A 16,015-nucleotide genomic window follows, 5' to 3' on the forward strand; every position below is an offset into this window, starting at 1 on the left:
CACACATTGAGTGCGTGATACTGCCTATTCTGAGCACCACCTAAGTCAGCAGTATACAAACAGGCGACCTAAGCAAAAAGTAAGCCCTCTCTAGCTTGGATAGACGCGATAACGCATTGGCAAATGAGAGGGCGCCGATCACCTAGAAAAGTCGCTCACCTAGAAAATATGGGAAATTGGTGTATCACCTTTAAATAAATAAGTGATCAAGTCAGCATTACTTTCTCTTGCAACGCTTTCGACAATAGCTGTCGCTACATCTTCTCTTGGTATTACAGCATCGTCCCTATTGCTTGGCATATCGGTTCGTACTAAATGCGTGCCCGGTTCATTTAATAAAGTGCCAGGTCGAAGAATTACGTGATGTAAGCCGCTATTAATTAAATGCTCGTCGGCCATGTGTTTGGCAACCAAATATGGTTTTATTGCTGACTCCACGGCGTCAGGATCGTCTGCACCAATAGAACTAACCATAACAAATTTGGGTGTCCCCGCCGCTTTTGCATAGTTAACCGCGTTGCGGGCCGCCCAAAGATCAATCATAAGTGTTTTATCTGCGCCGGTGCTACCGCCTGAACCTGCTGTGAATACCGCAACGTCCACACCTTCAAAGTGTGCTGAAAAATCTTTTTCTAGATCCTGCTCAACCACTGTGAGGTTGGCATTTTGGATATCTGACAGTTTGTCTGGGCTTCTTACTGGCGCTACGACTTTGTGACCGGCATCCAACAATTTCACTGTTGCTTGCTTACCAATTTGGCCTGATGCGCCGATTACTAATACATTTGCCATGTTTTCATCCTCCTTGTGGGTGATTTCGCTCATCTTAAGCTACTTAAGAATTCACAATACATAGGCGGGTAAAAAGGAAAGCGATCAATTACTGCGATAAAATGCATGACAAAACGTTTGCCTGCATGCATTGCCGTTTAAACGGCAATGCAATGGGAGAGAGAAACTAATGAGTATGATAATCAGCCAGCGGCTATTTTATCACCGTATTTCGGCCTGATTCCTTTCCGACATATAGCTTTTTATCGATAGCGTGAATGCAAGCCTCGACGCTATCGTAATCTCGTATATCTGCTACACCGCAGGTTATGGTAGCTGATACCGAGTAGGGGGGAGCATCGATTTCGTAATCAGCGACAGTTTTACGTAGCTTTTCTGCCACCCAAAATGCTTCTTGTACCTTTAATGAAGGCAGCAATATAAGAAACTCCTCACCGCCCCATCGCGCAATTACGTCACTTTCTCTTAAACTATCTTCCAGGATCCGAGCGATTTTGACCAGTACTGTGTCACCCACATGATGACCGTATTCATCGTTAATACGCTTGAAGAAATCAATATCAACAATTAGCAAGGAGAAAGTATGATTATGGCGTTTATAATTTTGCCATGCTGCCTTGGCTCTTTGTGTAAAGTAGCGACGATTTTTGAGACCCGTCAATGCGTCCTGAGTTGAAAGCTGCGTTAACTTTTCTACGACCGCTTCTAAGTCTCGGGTTTTTTCCTCAACTTTTAGTGCAAGTTCAGCAGAGCGCTTTTTCAACGATGCTATCCTCAGCCACACCATCGATGAAATCAACAGCATGCCTAGCAGGGTAATCGCCACACGCCATATAGGCTTATCCCACCATGGTGGAACTACAACTATTTCAAGTTGCGCTGCATTGCTGCTCCATTCATTCTCTTGATTTATAGCTTTAACAGTGAAGCGGTAGCGTCCTGGGTCCAAGTTGGTGTAGGTGGCCGTTCTTGTCTTGTAGTCAGTAAAGCGCCAGCTGTTCTCAAAGTCTGCGAGTTTATAGGCATACGTAAGTTCGTTTGCATTCATATAATCAGTGGCGGCAAATTCAATCGTGAGCGCAATATCATTATGTTTAAGTTCGATTACCTCGTCTAGGCGCTGTCTTTGCTGATAGGTTGTTCCGTTTTGCTCGTTCCTACTCACCGTTTCAACGTTTGTGAGGTGCACTCCAGGTGACCACTTTACATTTGCCACTTGTGAGGGAGTAAATTGTGTTAAGCCTTCCGCTCCACCAAACATTATTGTGTTATTTTCAGTTACGGTGACAGAGCCAATATAGTAACCCGTAGACAGTGCGCCGTTTTCTGCACCGAAATAAGAAAGGGTAGACAAGTCAGGTGCTAAATACGCAATCCCTTCAATTGTAGAGATCCAAAGCCCATATTCATCATCTTCAACAATTGCCCCAATGGATACATTGCTCAATCGACTTTCAGGCTTAATTTGTGTCACTTTAATCGTTGACAAATCACTGCCTTCTTTAGACATAAAGAAGAGTCCAGCTGCTTGCGTTCCAATCCAATAACCACCGCGTTTTGACTGAGAAATCCACGTCACTACAGTTTGATCTGATATCTTGTCCGTAAACTCACTGACGCTGGTCAAGTCTCCAGTCAGTTTATTCGCAACAAATAAACCGGATACCGTACTTAACCACGCGTTTTCATTGTCGTCCAAAACAATTCTCGTTGTCAGCGACAATGGCCATTGCTTTATTACCCTATCTTCTGACGGGCGATATACAAACAGCCCATCGCTGTAGCCGCCATACCAAATGTCTCCGTCATCATCGATATTAATGCTGTAACCCGACTTACCATTCAGCGCAACAAATTCTAGGTTTCTGGTCTGAGGGTTCAGTTTGGCGAGGCCTGTGCGTGTGGTTACCCATAATGCATCGCTCTTTGTATGATAAAACACGCTCAACAGCTTGTCGTTAGTGTCTTCGCTACTCGCAAATGTACCATTGGAAGTAAATGGGCCTTCTTGAGTTTTACTTATCGTGTCGTAAAGCCAAAGGCCCTTTTCGTTCGCTACCCATACTTGGTTATCTTTGTAATTCGATAAAGAGGAGATGATTCGTCCTTCGCCTATTTCCTGAGAGTAGAAGTTGCTAAGCAGAGGGTTACTGATCGCAAACCCATCGTCTCTGGTGCCAACGACAACCAGCCCAGCTTTCGTTTGATAAAGGCTTGAAATTCTCTCTTTGGCCGCATCTTTCTCGTTAATCGGTGCACGCAGCACAGAGTTGGGGTTATGTGACGTTAAAATATTCAGCCCACGCTGAGTAGAAACCCATATATCACCGTTGTCCTTTAATAAGATGTCTGTAACGTAGTTATCAGATAATCCGTGAGTTTCAGAGGTACAGCTTTTGTCGATGGTAGTGCTTTGTTCGTCGGGATTGAACAAACATGCGCCGTGGGTAGCGGTGCCCAACCAGAATCGAGATTTCTCTGCTGCCACCAGTCGAGTAAAGTTCATGTTTTCAAAAGCCACTAACTCAAGAGACTTCTTAAACGGATCAAGTTTATAAAGGCCCGAGGTGGAAGTGACATAAAGCGTGTTACCGATAAGTTCTATGTCTGTCAGCGTACTCGTGGTACTGGGAAGGTAGCTGACCAGCTCTACACTGTCTGAGTCTGGAGAGTAAGTGTAAAGGTTTCGTTCAGAGACAATCCAAAGCTGGCCATTGTGGGTGGTCTTTATCCTATTAATTACCTGTTTATTGAAAGGCTCTGACGCCGGTAACGTGTAGTGCTTGAACGACTCAGTATCAACATCTATACGGCTCAGCCCGCTATATGTCCCCACCCAAAGGTATTGACCGTCTAAGCTTGCCTCTATCTGGAGGGCGAACAGGGTCTGGAGGCCTGTTGACTTGTCTTCTCCCCACAAGCCGAAGTTTCGAAATGTATAGCCGTCAAATTTATCGACACCAGACTGTGATGCCAACCACAGAAAACCATACTTATCTTCCGCAATATCTGAAATGGATACGTGGGCGATACCACTATCCATATTGTAGGAGTGAAACGCTGGGGCAATAGGTTTCGCGCGTGCAGGTAGGCTGCAAGTTGCAGTAAAAACTATGAAAAGCGAAAGTACCAACAGGGTGCGCATAATATGATCAAAAATTACATAAAATTTATACACTAACGTTACGCTAATCTACCGCTCTTACAATGGTACAAAAGTTTAAATTCAACAAAAAAAGCCTCGAAATTCGAGGCTTTTTGGACTGCATGAATTATGTTAGCCAGTGGCTAATCATAACGGATATAGTTACCAGCCACACTGGCGTGTAGCATTTTGCTCATCTAACCACGTTTTTAGTGGCGCAAAGTAGTCAGCGATAGTACTGGCATCCATTTACGGTGAGCCTGTCAGTGTTTCTAACGCATTTTGCCAAGGTTGGCTCATACCCATCTCTAGCATTTCGTTAAGTGCTTTACCGGCTTCTTCACTGCCGTAGATAGAACAACGGTTAAGCGGGCCCTCATCACCTGCAATGTCACACAGTGCTTTATGGAACTGGAATTGAAGGATATGCGCTAGAAAATAGCGTGTATAAGGTACGTTAGCAGGCACGTGATATTTTGCACCCGGATCAAATGCGTCGGCGCTGCGCTCAACAGGCGCCATCACACCCTGATACTTTTCTCTCAATTCCCACCATAGTTGATTATATTGTTCAGGTGTTACTTCACCTGACATCACTTTCCAGCGCCATTGGTCAACCATCAGACCAAAGGGAATGAAGGCAATCTTGTCTAACGCAACTTGCATTAACATACCGATATCGTTTGATGCGTCTGGGATCTCATCAATTAACTCGATTTGCTTAAGGTACTTAGGTGTTATTGATAAAGCGATGGTGTCGCCAATAGCCTCGTGGAAGCCGTCGTTTGCCGAACCACGGTAAAGAAGTGGTTGGTCTTTATAAGCGCGTTGATAGTAGTTGTGACCTAATTCGTGGTGAATAACGTTAAATTCTTCGCCAGTCTTTTGAATACACATCTTTATACGAAGATCGTCTTTGTCATCTAAATCCCACGCAGAGGCATGACACTGAACGTCACGGCCTTCAGGCTTTTGAAACATAGAGCGTTCCCAAAAGGTATCTGGAAGTTCTTCAAAGCCAAGCGATGAGAAAAATGACTCTGCTTGTTTAACCATGGCGATTTCGTCATACCCCTGTTCAGCTAATGCGCCTGTAACATCAGGAACTTTCATTTCTTGCTGAGGTTTAACGATATCGTAAATATTCCCCCACGACTGTGCCCACATGTTACCTAATAAATGGGCTGGGATTGGTTTGTCTTGAGGTACTACGTCTTCGCCATAGTGTTCACCTAGCTTAGCGCGCACATGGCAATGTAGTGACTCGTAGAAAGGCTCTACTTGCGTCCATAAGCGATCCAACTCCTTGGGAAATTCATCTGCTGGCATATCGTACTTTCCACGCCACAAGGCGCTGACGTTTTCAAAACCTAGCTCTGCAGCGCCTTCATTGGCAAGCGATACTTGTTCTGCATAGAGTCCTGCCATTGGTTTAGATACTTCACGCCAGCCTGTCCAATATTCTAGTAGCTTGTCAGCATCGCGTAGGGTGGCCATTTCAGAGCTCATTTCAACCAAGCTTTTGCACGTACCATCTTCGCTGCAATACTCACCAGAGCCGTACATGGCACTTAAGTCAGAACCAATTTTTGCAAGCCGCTCTGCTTTTTCGGCATCTGCCGGCGGCGGCATTGTTAAACTGTTTTTAAGTAGATCAAGCTGTCTGCGGGTGTCGGCATCTACGTCTACATCGTTAAATTTCGCCGCTTCTTTAGCTAACTTTGCAACCTTGGTAGAAAGCACTTCATTAAAGTAAGCACTGACTGCTGCTGTATCGAAATTGATATTCGTGGCGTAGCTCCACTCGGCGTGCGCGGCAGGAACTTGCATTTTTGCAATATCATTTTGCGCCTGTGTTAAAAACTGCTTGGCGTCTTGTGCAGTGAGTTGTGGTTTAGTTTCTGTCTGTGTTGTACTTTCGCCACACCCCATAAGCGAAACGCTTACCAATGCTGCTATCAGAGTACGTTTGTGATTGAGCATACTTTGTCCTTTAATTATTGTGTTTTTTACGTGAATCGACGTTCACATAGACATGCTCTTGCATTGTGTAACGCTGTGTTGCTTTTGTAAAACAAATTCGATATTACTCTCACAAAAGCACTGGCTTTTTTAGGCAATTTATAACTAGCAATGCGAACGGTTGGGGCCTGTTTTTAAATTTGCCTCAACACCTGACGAAAAGTTTTTTATAATGGGTCAAAGTAATGCAAAACAATGACAATGTAACGTCTGCTACACCTGATTTAGAAAGGTTGTTTATCTACGGAAGCCTTGCTCCTAATTGCCCAAATCACCATATCGTCGCCCATATTGATGGCCAGTGGCAGTCTGGTACGGTAGAAGGCCACTTAGTTCAACAAGGGTGGGGAGCAGTTATGGGGTTTCCAGGAATTGTTATTTCTGATCTAACTAAAGCAAAAGAAGAGGTGAAGGGCATGATGCTAACGTCTTCTCAACTTGCCGAAAACTGGGCCATGCTGGATGAGTTTGAAGGTGACCAATATGAGCGGGTCATTGTTTCTGTTAAGCTTGATGCCGGTCACACTGAAAACGCCTATATTTATCAAATCAAACCAACGCAATAAAAAGGACCATTATGTCAACGGAAGAACCACTCTACTGGGGCTTGAACGCTCGAAGCTACTGTACACTCATTCATGTTTCTCAGTTATCCAGTTTCATTATACCTGGCTTAGGTATCATATTGCCTATCGTGCTATGGATTGCTCACAAAGATCAAAACGAAGACATCAATCAGCACGGCAGGGTGACAGCGAATTGGTTAATAAGCTTGCTCATTTACTCTGTTATTTGTTTTGTCTTGACGCTGATTATCATAGGAGCGCTAGGCTTCATCGCTCTTGGATTAATGAACATCGTCTTTGCTATCGTGGCAGCAGTCAAAGCGAACAAAGGGGAGTTGTGGGTGTACCCGCTAAGCTTTGAGTTTTTTAAACGTTAACCTAAAGAATCCTACGTCACGTCTAGCAAGAAACACTGCGACTTAAGATCGCTTTCGAAGGGCGTTTCCATGTTGAAACGCCTTCGTGCTTATCCCATTGCAGATACTGCAATTGCCAGCGTGAACAATAACGCGATGTGTTTTGGTTTTAAAAGCATGTTCACCTCTTTCCTGTGACTTCTTCTACCTGTGGTAATCTTGAAGATAGTTTTCAAATAGGTGTCGCGCTATTCACAATTAGCATAATTAACTCATATGTCGCTAATGTCATTACGAGGGCGTTGCTTTTTCAAAAGCGCTATGTCGTCGGTTAGCACTTATCTATGCGGATTGGTATAAATATTTGATTCGTAGAATACTATTGCTGCGTGTGCGATAGAGTAAAAAAGAATAATAAACGCAAAGAATGGCTTTAAATAAAGGATTAACCTGATAGACGAGTACTCGCCTAAAAATTACTTAGCGCTGAAGCGGTGACTTGGCAGTGCGCTATGAATAAGGTATTGGCTTTTGGATTGTTTGGTGGTTTGAAGCGAAACATCAGTACCGCGCTTCACCGTGCTTAGTGCTAGCGGTTTATTTTGACGTTGCTTCTTTAATAGTTGGGAAGAAGGCACTTCCTTCATATTTACAAGCGTAGATTGGGCTTCTTGCGCAATACTAACGTTAATCAACGAATAGGTTATACAAAGTGTGGTAGCTAAAAAAATGTTTTTACTTGGCTTTTTCATCACATTTTTCTCTTTTTGTTCAACTTAATCGCTAAATAAAATTATTGGGTTTTACTAGATAGGGGTTCGATTGCAGAGGCGGTTGCACTCGCCTCATTCATCGATTTTGTTTGTTCCTCTTCATTACACCTAAAGTAGAACGAAAGAGAAACATGATGAGTCATACAAAGGTATGTCAAAAAATACCTTTGCATGTATTTCGAAACTGCGAGATAAAAATTACCACGCTGTAACACCACCATCTACTGCTATGGTTTGCCCGTTCATGTATGAGTTGCCAGGGGAAAGCATCAGCATCATGGTGTTAACGATTTCTTGCGGTTCGCCTAGACGTTTCATAGGACTTCCCATGCCTAGTTGCTCGCGCGCTTCAGGGGTGTTGTACCCGTCTACGTTCAAAATATTGGTAGGACTATAGAATGGGCAAATTGCATTAACGCGAACATTCTTTCGGCCGTATTCCACCGCGGCTGTGCGGGTTATCCCCGAAACCGCGTGTTTTGCTGCAGCATAAGCACCGCCCTTGGGGGCTCCACCTAGTCCCGCAAGTGAGCTTACATTTAAAACGTGCCCTTGCTTTTGTGCAAGCATAACGGGTATTTGGTACTTCATTCCAAACATAACGCCTTTTACATTCACAGCGAACTGCGAGTCCATGATTTCCTCTGTCATTTGATGAATTGGTGCAGGGTTATGCGCTATGCCTGCATTATTTACGGCTATATCCAGTTTGCCAAAGGTTTCAATGGCTGTTTCAACCAGTGCCTTATTTAGCGACTCGCTAGCAATATTACCCGCTAGCACCACGACATCAGTGAGTGCTTTTACATCCTTTTTCGTTTCCTCAAGGGCGGTTTCGTTAATGTCTGAAAGAACGAGTTTTGCTCCTCGGTTAGCAAGACCTAGCGATAACAAGCGGCCAAAACCACTGCCTGCGCCGGTAATTAATACAACTTGCCCTGAAAAGTCGAGTAGAGCATCCATGGTAATCTCCTATTAGTAACTGTTAAATGTTTTTTGAAACGTGGCTATTTCAGCTGCGTTTGGTTTATAAATTGAATGAGTAATTTGGCTAGCATTTCCCCTTGATCTTCCTGGATAAAGTGACCACCGTTTTCTACAAGGGTATGAGCCATACCGCTGCTACCAGGAACGAGCTTTTGAAATACCTTATCGCCACCTTTAGTGACAGGGTCGCTATCACCGAAAGCCGTAACAAAAGGTTTGTCATATTGCTTTAGCTTTTCCCATGCCTGTCTATTCGCCTGTGCCTCAGCATTGTCTGGGCTTGTAGGAACAAGAATAGGGAACATACGTGCACCTGCTTTAAAGCTTTCGTCTGGAAAAGGGGCGTCGTAAGCTGCAAGCGTCGCCTCATCTAGAACAGTGGTTGTGGCGTTTTGAATGATCGTAGATGTGGGAAATACGGCGACATCCTGTGAGAATCGGCGCCATTTGATGAAAGCATCACTTGGCGGGTGGTCGCCAGTGGGCAAACCGGTATTAGACACCATTACACCCGAAAAACGCTCAGGCATATCGGCGACAAGTCGCAGGCCTAGTAAACCTCCCCAGTCTTGACAAAAGAGTGTAACGGGGCCTTTAGTAGCCTGTGAAAACCAGTCTTTTAGCCATATCACATGACGAGCGTAGGAGTAGTCCTCCTTTCTTACTGGTTTATCTGAGCGCCCAAAACCAATGAGATCCGGCGCGATGACATTGAATCCCGCATCAGCCAATATGGGCATCATCTTGCGGTATAAATAAGCCCACGTCGGTTCGCCGTGTATTAATAGCACGGTATGTCCATCTTTCGGTCCACATTGATAATGGGCCATTGTTATATCACTGCTTACTGTGTCTGTTACTTCAGTGAAACAGGGGGAGTAGGGAAAGTCAGTGATCGTGTCGAAGGCGCTTTCCGGTGTTTTAAGCACTTGCATAGCCAATCATCCTTTTGTAAATAAAATGTAATTACAAGTGTTGCCTGATTAACAAAAACACCGGTTTTATTTTCTGTCAAATAAACCTTAGGCAAGGTAGGACAGGCTCTGCGCAGAGAAATGAATTCACAAAGGGGCTGGCGGTCAATATTAAATATTATGATAAATGTCTATAACACCAATAAACTTGGATGATTGACAACACTGCAATAACATCCAGTTAACGTGATAAACAGGACATGGTTATGACTGAGATGGAAAATAAAGCCGTAGAATATGCAGTACAACAGGGTGTTGCCACGCTGACAATGCAAAGTGCGCCCGTTAATGCGCTGTCACGCGCTATCAGAGTAGGGTTGATAGAAGGCATAAACAATGCACTAGATGACGACAGCGTACGTGCCATTGTTATTACTTCTTCACTACCTATTTTTTCGGGTGGAGCTGACATCAGCGAATTCTCTGGTGGCGATTTGTCTCCCATGCTGCCTGAGGTACTAGACAAGATTGAAAATGCGTCTAAGCCGGTTGTTGCTGTTCTCCCTGGACCAGCATTCGGCGGTGGCTTAGAAGTGGCGTTAGCTTGCCATCATCGCATCACCTTTGCCGACAATAAGGTGGGTCTTCCAGAGGTAAATCTAGGCATATTACCGGGCGCAGGCGGTACTCAGCGCCTTCCTCGTTTAGCCGACGCACAAACATCGTTAGAAATGATCGTAACAGGCAAGCCTACGTCGGTGGTCAAACTTCCAGGTGTCTTCGACAAAATTTCTGATAAGCCTGAGCATTTACTTGAAGATACAAAAGCGTATTTACAAGCATTAACGCCAGATAAAGCGATTAAACGCACCAGTGATATCACGCTGTCCATGTCTGACGAAACGCAGGCGGTGTTTGATGCAGTAACTGCACAAACTAAAAAAGCGACTCGTGGTTTCTTTGCTCCATTAAAATGTATCGAAGCGGTACGCGGCGCTTACACGCTCGCTTTTGAAGATGGCCTTAAAAATGAAGGCAAGCTTTTCATGGAGTGTATGAATACGCCACAGGCGCGTGCCCAGCAGCATTTCTTTTTTGCTGAACGCGCAGCAGGTCATGTGAGCGATTTCGACAAAAATACTCCTGAGCGCAACATTGATAAAGTTGCGATTATCGGCGCCGGAACAATGGGCGGTGGTATCGCTATGAACTTCGCCAATGCCGGCATTCCAGTCACAATGCTTGAGCTCAAAGAAGAAGCGCTAGAGAAGGGATTAGCGCTTATTAGAAAGAACTACGAAAACTCAGCGAAAAAAGGCAAGTTAACCCAAGAGCAGGTAGAGAGCCGCATGGCACTGCTTTCAGGTACTACGTCGTATGACGACTTAGCTGATGTTGATCTCGTCATCGAAGCCGTTTTCGAGAAGATGGAAGTAAAGAAAACCGTATTCTCGACGCTGGATAAAGTGTGTAAGCCAGGCGCCATTTTGGCTTCAAATACGTCAACACTGGATATAGACGAAATAGCGACAGCCACATCCCGTCCTGAAGATGTAATTGGTCTTCACTTCTTCTCGCCAGCGAATGTGATGAGACTGCTAGAAGTGGTTAAAGCAGAGAAGACATCTGCTGAAGTCATTAAAACCTGCATGAAGATGGCTAAACGCATCAAGAAAGTAGCGGTGTTGGTAGGCGTTTGCTTCGGATTCGTAGGTAACCGCATGATTGAGCCTTACGGCCGTGAAGCTAACCGCTTACTGCTTGAAGGAGCAACACCTGAGCAAGTTGATCGTGTTTTAACCGAGTTTGGCATGCCAATGGGGCCGTTCACTATGGGTGATATGGCTGGATTAGATATTGGTTACTATGTACGACAGTCTCGACAAGAGCACATTGCACACGACCCCGCTTACGGTGCAGTGGCAGATCGCTTGGTAGAAAAGGGGCGCAACGGACTCAAAACCGGACGCGGAGCTTACAACTATGAACCTGGGAGTCGAGTTCCTGTCCCAGATCCAGAAGTACTAGAAATTGCCAAGCAAGAAGCAGAACGTTTAGGCGTGGTTCAGCGTTCAGACATTAGCGATGAGGAAATTCTAGTACGCGTCATGTACTCATTGATCAACGAAGGTGCTGCCATCTTAGAAGAAGGCATTGCAGCTAAATCTAGCGATATCGATGTGATTTATGTTTACGGTTATGGCTTCCCTGTGTATCGCGGCGGCCCTATGCAATATGCCGACGAAGTAGGGCTAGGCACTATTTTAGATAAGCTGACTACCTATCGTGATCAATTGGGTGATTACGGAAAGATGTGGCTTGAACCAAGTGATTTGTTGGTGAAATTAGCCCAAAGCGGCGGCACGTTTAAAAGCTATAAAGCGAAGTAGACAAGGCTCTCGTTAGCGAGAGTTAATCGACGGTGAGAGCTAGCGATAGCTCTCGTTACCCGACATCCGAATTTGGTAAAGCTAGGTAACTTCGAGAGGAAGCACATAGGCCTAGCTAAACTTTGGCTGAACTTTCAGCCCAACTGAAAGGAATATGAAAATGCGCGATGCAGTTATCGTAAGTACAGCACGTACGCCAATCGGGCGCGCTTATAAAGGTGCACTGAACAATTTACCAGCCCCTTCATTAGGTGGCCATGCTATTCAAAACGCAGTAGCACGCGCAGGGATCGACCCTGCCAGTGTCGACGACGTGGTAATGGGCGCAGCGTTAACCCAAGGCAGTGGCGGCATGAATATTGGCCGCTTGGCTGGTTTAGCGGGTGGTTTACCGGTCACCGTAGCGGGCATGACACTCGACCGCCAATGCAGTTCTGGCATGTATGCCATTGCTACCGCAGCGAATTCAATTCGTACAGGCGATACCAACATTATGGTTGCGGGTGGCTTAGATTCTATCTCTTTAGTGCAAAACAAAAATATGAATATGTTTCGTGCAGTAGACCCTGCACTGGTTGCTAAGCACAAAGATATTTATATGCCAATGCTTCAAACTGCGGAAGTGGTGGGTAAGCGCTACAACATTAGCCGTGACGTACAAGACGAATACGGTTACCAAAGCCAAATGCGCACAGCAGCGGCTCAAGAAGCGGGCAAGTTTGATGATGAGATTGTACCTATCACAGCAACGCAAGCCTTATTTAATAAAGAAACAGGTGAAACCTCTGAGCGTGAAGTGACCTTGTCGAAAGACGAAGGAAATCGCCCAGAAACAACGCTAGAGGGGCTTAAAGCGCTTAACCCAGTGATAGAAGGTGGTTGTATTACCGCAGGTAATGCAAGCCAGCTTTCTGATGGAGCCAGCGCGACAGTGATTATGGATGAGCACTCAGCGGCAAAAGGCAATGCTCAACCTCTTGGTATTTATCGCGGTATTGCAGTGGCAGGCTGTGAGCCAGATGAAATGGGAATTGGCCCAGTGTTCGCCATTCCTAAGCTATTAAGGCAGCATGGATTGACCATGGACGATATCGGTCTATGGGAGCTTAACGAAGCGTTTGCGGTACAGGTACTTTATTGCCGCGATAAGTTAGGCATTCCAGACGAATTATTAAACGTAAACGGTGGTGCCATTTCTATTGGTCACCCATACGGCATGAGCGGTGCTCGCATGGTGGGTCATGCACTCATCGAAGGTAAACGACGCGGTGCGAAATATGTTGTTTGCACCATGTGTATCGGTGGCGGCATGGGCGCTGCTGGTCTATTTGAAGTAATATAGGTATTGGGTATGGAAGGTTATAAAGCTCCACAACGTGACGCCATGTTTGTAACACATGAGCTACTAAATTATCAAAATCACTATCAAAAGCTAGGTTTCGACGAAGCATCTGAAGATCTGGTGTCGGCGATTTTCGCTGAAGCTGCAAAGTTTTCAGAGAACGTACTGGCGCCCATCAATGCATCAGGTGATGAAGAAGGGTGTAAGTGGGTTGATGGTGAAGTAACAACGCCTAAAGGTTTTAAAGAAGCTTATCAAACGTATGTTGAGGGCGGATGGCCAGGAATGTCTCACCCTGAGGAATTTGGCGGTCAGGCACTACCATATTCATTGTCATCTATCATTGCTGAGTGGTTCTCAGGCGCAAACCATTCTTGGGCGATGTACCCAGGTCTAAGCCAGGGCTGTATGGCAACAATAAAAGCCCATGGCTCTGAATTGCTACAAAAAATGTTCCTTGAAAAACTGGTTAGCGGTGAGTGGACAGGTACTATGTGTTTGACCGAGGCACACTGCGGTTCAGACCTTGGCATGTTGAAATGTCGCGCGGAGCCTCAAGAAGATGGTACCTACAGCTTAACAGGAACGAAGATTTTTATTTCGGCAGGTGAACACGACTTGTCTGAAAATATCGTACACATTGTGTTAGCTCGATTGCCAGATGCGCCAGAGGGTACCAAAGGTATTTCACTATTTGTTGTGCCTAAGTTTAACGTGTCTGAAGATGGCGAAAAGCAAGATAGAAACGCAGTAGGATGCGGAAGCATTGAACATAAAATGGGGATCAAAGCCAGCGCAACCTGCGTGATCAACTTCGATGGTGCAAAAGGTTATTTGATTGGGCCACCAAACCGCGGCCTAAATTGCATGTTTACGTTCATGAATACCGCACGTATTGGCACTGGTCTAGAAGGCTTGGCATCATCTGAAGCAGCATTCCAAGGTGCGCTTCGCTACGCAAAAGACCGCATTCAGTTCCGTTCATTAACAGGGCGTAAAAATCCTGATGGCCCAGCTGATCCTATTATAGTGCACCCTGATGTACGTCGTATGCTGTTAACGCAGAAAGCGTTCGCGGAAGGCAACCGAGCGCTTGCCGCTTACTGTATGCAGTTAGTTGACGTTACTTTGTATGGTAGCGACGAGGCTGAGAAGCAACTTGCGGATGCAAAACTTGCATTCTTAACGCCTATCGTAAAAGCCTTTTTAACTGAAACCGCGCAAGAAGCCACAAGTTACGGTATGCAGGTTTATGGCGGCCACGGCTTTATCAAAGAATGGGGTATGGAGCAGCTAGCTCGCGATACCCGTATCTGCACCATGTATGAAGGTACTACAGGTATTCAAGCCGTTGACCTATTAGGTCGTAAAGTAATGGGCTCTAATGGCGAATTGCTTAATGTGTTTGTTCAAGAAGTGCGCGACTACTGTAATTCATTGCGTGACAACGCTCAGTTTAGTGCTTGGACTAACGCGCTAAACTCTCATCTTGACGAGTGGCAGCAGATCACTATGGATATCGGGAAGGCAGCAGCATCGAACCCAGATGAAATTGGTGCAGCGTCTGTCGATTACTTAATGTATTCAGGTTATGTCACCGTTGCTTACTTCTGGCTAAAAATGGCAGTGAAAGCACAAGAACAGCTTGATGCAGGTAGCACCGAAACCGAGTTTTATAAGAGTAAAATCTTAACAACGGGCTTCTACTTTGACCGTTTGTTAACCCGTACTCGCTCACTGGTTTCGGCAATGCAATCAGGCGCAGACAACTTGATGTCTATGCCAGAGAGTATGTTCGCTATCGAGTAACGACATAAAAGTAATACACGTGCGTTACTAAAAGACGTACGAAAGGCCGAGAAAATAATGTAGCCGAGAAAATGATTTAACCAAATAATCATTTGGATACGTTATTTTGCTCGGCTTTTTTGTTTCTTAAAAACAACATAGAGGAAGTGAGCACAGTGGTTGTGTCAAAGTACGTGAATGTTGAGGGAGCCAGCCTTCATTATTTATCCCGAACGCGTCGCACTGGTTACACAGGGAAAAACCTGAATGGGTACAAAAAGAAGTGATAAATTTTATAGGGTTCTAGAAAGGGGTGAGGCCCCTAAAAGGGGCCTCCAGTGCGGCGTCCTGCCGCTACCATGTTGAATCGTTACATCACATGGTGTGATTAATTAGTTATATTAGATTCTGCCGTTAAGCTCTGTTGAAATAGGAGAGCTTTGAAGACCTTGTTCAGCAATCCACGCTTGAAGTGTCTTACCGTCTGACTCAGGCTCTGCTAAGTCTTTGCTTGGCATTTTCTTAACCAGTAGAGTACCTACTTCAACCGCATTGCTAGTAAGAGCAGTGCGAATTAGGCTTTGGCCGTTACAAGAAATGCCAGAGTAGTAATCGCGAAGCTTAAGTTTGTAGTCTGACTGAACGCTACGCATTTTCTTACGTAGTTCGCCCTTGTCATCTGCTTGAACAATTGTGCAAATGTTTGCAAGTGCTTCGTTGATGTCATTAGCCTGAGCTGCGTTAGAAAAAGCTAAAGTTGATGCTGCAATTACTAGAGAAGTTTTAACGATTTTCAACATGGTTAAATTCCTTCGGTTGTTGTTATTAAGATTGTGTTCGTTCGTTGAGATGCATTAAACCCGAATCTAACTATTTGAAAAACATGTTGTAAAATAACATGGTATGTCAATCCATACCTAAAGTGTGAGCTTGCGTTACG

General features: G+C 45.0%; 11 protein-coding genes and 1 pseudogene. 5 read left to right on the forward strand and 7 right to left on the reverse strand.

The window, feature by feature from the left end; all coding sequences use genetic code 11:
* Positions 1 to 159 precede the first annotated feature (159 nt).
* The 3 genes and pseudogenes from MHM99_RS13220 to MHM99_RS13230 all read right to left on the reverse strand — a co-directional run bounded on the left by MHM99_RS13220 (position 160) and on the right by MHM99_RS13230 (position 5,920).
* Positions 160 to 792, reverse strand: a complete 633-nt coding sequence (locus MHM99_RS13220) for an SDR family oxidoreductase (protein WP_014949222.1) — start codon at positions 790 to 792, stop codon at positions 160 to 162.
* A gap of 193 nt (positions 793 to 985) precedes the next feature.
* Positions 986 to 3,937, reverse strand: a complete 2,952-nt coding sequence (locus MHM99_RS13225) for a ligand-binding sensor domain-containing diguanylate cyclase (protein WP_239219691.1) — start codon at positions 3,935 to 3,937, stop codon at positions 986 to 988.
* A 162-nt stretch (positions 3,938 to 4,099) separates the two neighbouring features.
* A pseudogene (locus MHM99_RS13230) lies at positions 4,100 to 5,920 on the reverse strand (M2 family metallopeptidase).
* A 224-nt stretch (positions 5,921 to 6,144) separates the two neighbouring features.
* On the opposite strand from MHM99_RS13230, the gene MHM99_RS13235 reads away from it, so the two are divergent.
* Positions 6,145 to 6,525, forward strand: coding sequence for a gamma-glutamylcyclotransferase family protein (locus MHM99_RS13235; RefSeq protein ID WP_014949225.1), 381 nt, complete (start codon positions 6,145 to 6,147; stop codon positions 6,523 to 6,525).
* Positions 6,526 to 6,536: 11 nt separating this feature from the next.
* The gene (locus MHM99_RS13240) at positions 6,537 to 6,902 is read left to right on the forward strand and encodes a DUF4870 domain-containing protein (RefSeq protein ID WP_014949226.1); all 366 of its coding nucleotides are present in this window, start codon (positions 6,537 to 6,539) and stop codon (positions 6,900 to 6,902) included.
* 455 nt (positions 6,903 to 7,357) lie between these two features.
* Here MHM99_RS13240 and MHM99_RS13245 read toward each other — a convergent pair whose 3' ends face one another.
* From MHM99_RS13245 to MHM99_RS13255, 3 genes are all read right to left on the reverse strand, one after another.
* Positions 7,358 to 7,633, reverse strand: coding sequence for a hypothetical protein (locus MHM99_RS13245; protein WP_014949227.1), 276 nt, complete (start codon positions 7,631 to 7,633; stop codon positions 7,358 to 7,360).
* 219 nt (positions 7,634 to 7,852) lie between these two features.
* The gene (locus MHM99_RS13250) at positions 7,853 to 8,617 is read right to left on the reverse strand and encodes a glucose 1-dehydrogenase (protein ID WP_014949228.1); all 765 of its coding nucleotides are present in this window, start codon (positions 8,615 to 8,617) and stop codon (positions 7,853 to 7,855) included.
* Between the two features lie 44 nt (positions 8,618 to 8,661).
* Complete coding sequence (locus tag MHM99_RS13255) at positions 8,662 to 9,576, reverse strand: haloalkane dehalogenase (RefSeq protein ID WP_239219692.1); 915 nt, start codon at positions 9,574 to 9,576, stop codon at positions 8,662 to 8,664.
* A gap of 245 nt (positions 9,577 to 9,821) precedes the next feature.
* Between MHM99_RS13255 and MHM99_RS13260 the strand changes: the two genes are divergently transcribed.
* The 3 genes from MHM99_RS13260 (at position 9,822) to MHM99_RS13270 (ending at position 15,096) form a co-directional block, all read left to right on the forward strand.
* Entirely contained in the window at positions 9,822 to 11,945 is a 2,124-nt protein-coding gene (locus MHM99_RS13260; RefSeq protein WP_014949230.1) for a 3-hydroxyacyl-CoA dehydrogenase NAD-binding domain-containing protein, read from the forward strand.
* A gap of 160 nt (positions 11,946 to 12,105) precedes the next feature.
* Entirely contained in the window at positions 12,106 to 13,287 is a 1,182-nt protein-coding gene (locus tag MHM99_RS13265; protein ID WP_049588755.1) for an acetyl-CoA C-acyltransferase, read from the forward strand.
* 9 nt (positions 13,288 to 13,296) lie between these two features.
* Positions 13,297 to 15,096, forward strand: coding sequence for an acyl-CoA dehydrogenase C-terminal domain-containing protein (locus MHM99_RS13270; RefSeq protein WP_014949232.1), 1,800 nt, complete (start codon positions 13,297 to 13,299; stop codon positions 15,094 to 15,096).
* Between the two features lie 380 nt (positions 15,097 to 15,476).
* Here the strand turns inward: MHM99_RS13270 and MHM99_RS13275 are convergent, their stop codons facing one another.
* Positions 15,477 to 15,875 carry a DUF3718 domain-containing protein gene (locus MHM99_RS13275; protein WP_014949234.1) on the reverse strand — a complete coding sequence of 133 codons (399 nt, stop codon included), beginning with the start codon at positions 15,873 to 15,875 and terminating at the stop codon, positions 15,477 to 15,479.
* Between the last annotated feature and the right edge of the window lie 140 nt (positions 15,876 to 16,015).

Origin of the sequence: Alteromonas sp. MmMcT2-2, from assembly GCF_022348305.1 — a bacterium.
Lineage (GTDB): Bacteria > Pseudomonadota > Gammaproteobacteria > Enterobacterales > Alteromonadaceae > Alteromonas > Alteromonas macleodii.

Excerpts from the sequence above, each read along its gene's own strand:
- MHM99_RS13245 (WP_014949227.1), bottom strand. The coding sequence starts at position 7,633 with ATGAAAAAGCCAAGTAAAAACATTTTTTTAGCTACCACACTTTGTATA.
- MHM99_RS13225 (WP_239219691.1), bottom strand. The coding sequence starts at position 3,937 with ATGCGCACCCTGTTGGTACTTTCGCTTTTCATAGTTTTTACTGCAACT.
- MHM99_RS13265 (WP_049588755.1), top strand. The coding sequence starts at position 12,106 with ATGCGCGATGCAGTTATCGTAAGTACAGCACGTACGCCAATCGGGCGC.
- MHM99_RS13275 (WP_014949234.1), bottom strand. The coding sequence starts at position 15,875 with ATGTTGAAAATCGTTAAAACTTCTCTAGTAATTGCAGCATCAACTTTA.
- MHM99_RS13220 (WP_014949222.1), bottom strand. The coding sequence starts at position 792 with ATGGCAAATGTATTAGTAATCGGCGCATCAGGCCAAATTGGTAAGCAA.
- MHM99_RS13270 (WP_014949232.1), top strand. The coding sequence starts at position 13,297 with ATGGAAGGTTATAAAGCTCCACAACGTGACGCCATGTTTGTAACACAT.
- MHM99_RS13240 (WP_014949226.1), top strand. The coding sequence starts at position 6,537 with ATGTCAACGGAAGAACCACTCTACTGGGGCTTGAACGCTCGAAGCTAC.
- MHM99_RS13255 (WP_239219692.1), bottom strand. The coding sequence starts at position 9,576 with ATGCAAGTGCTTAAAACACCGGAAAGCGCCTTCGACACGATCACTGAC.
- MHM99_RS13250 (WP_014949228.1), bottom strand. The coding sequence starts at position 8,617 with ATGGATGCTCTACTCGACTTTTCAGGGCAAGTTGTATTAATTACCGGC.
- MHM99_RS13235 (WP_014949225.1), top strand. The coding sequence starts at position 6,145 with ATGCAAAACAATGACAATGTAACGTCTGCTACACCTGATTTAGAAAGG.
- MHM99_RS13260 (WP_014949230.1), top strand. The coding sequence starts at position 9,822 with ATGACTGAGATGGAAAATAAAGCCGTAGAATATGCAGTACAACAGGGT.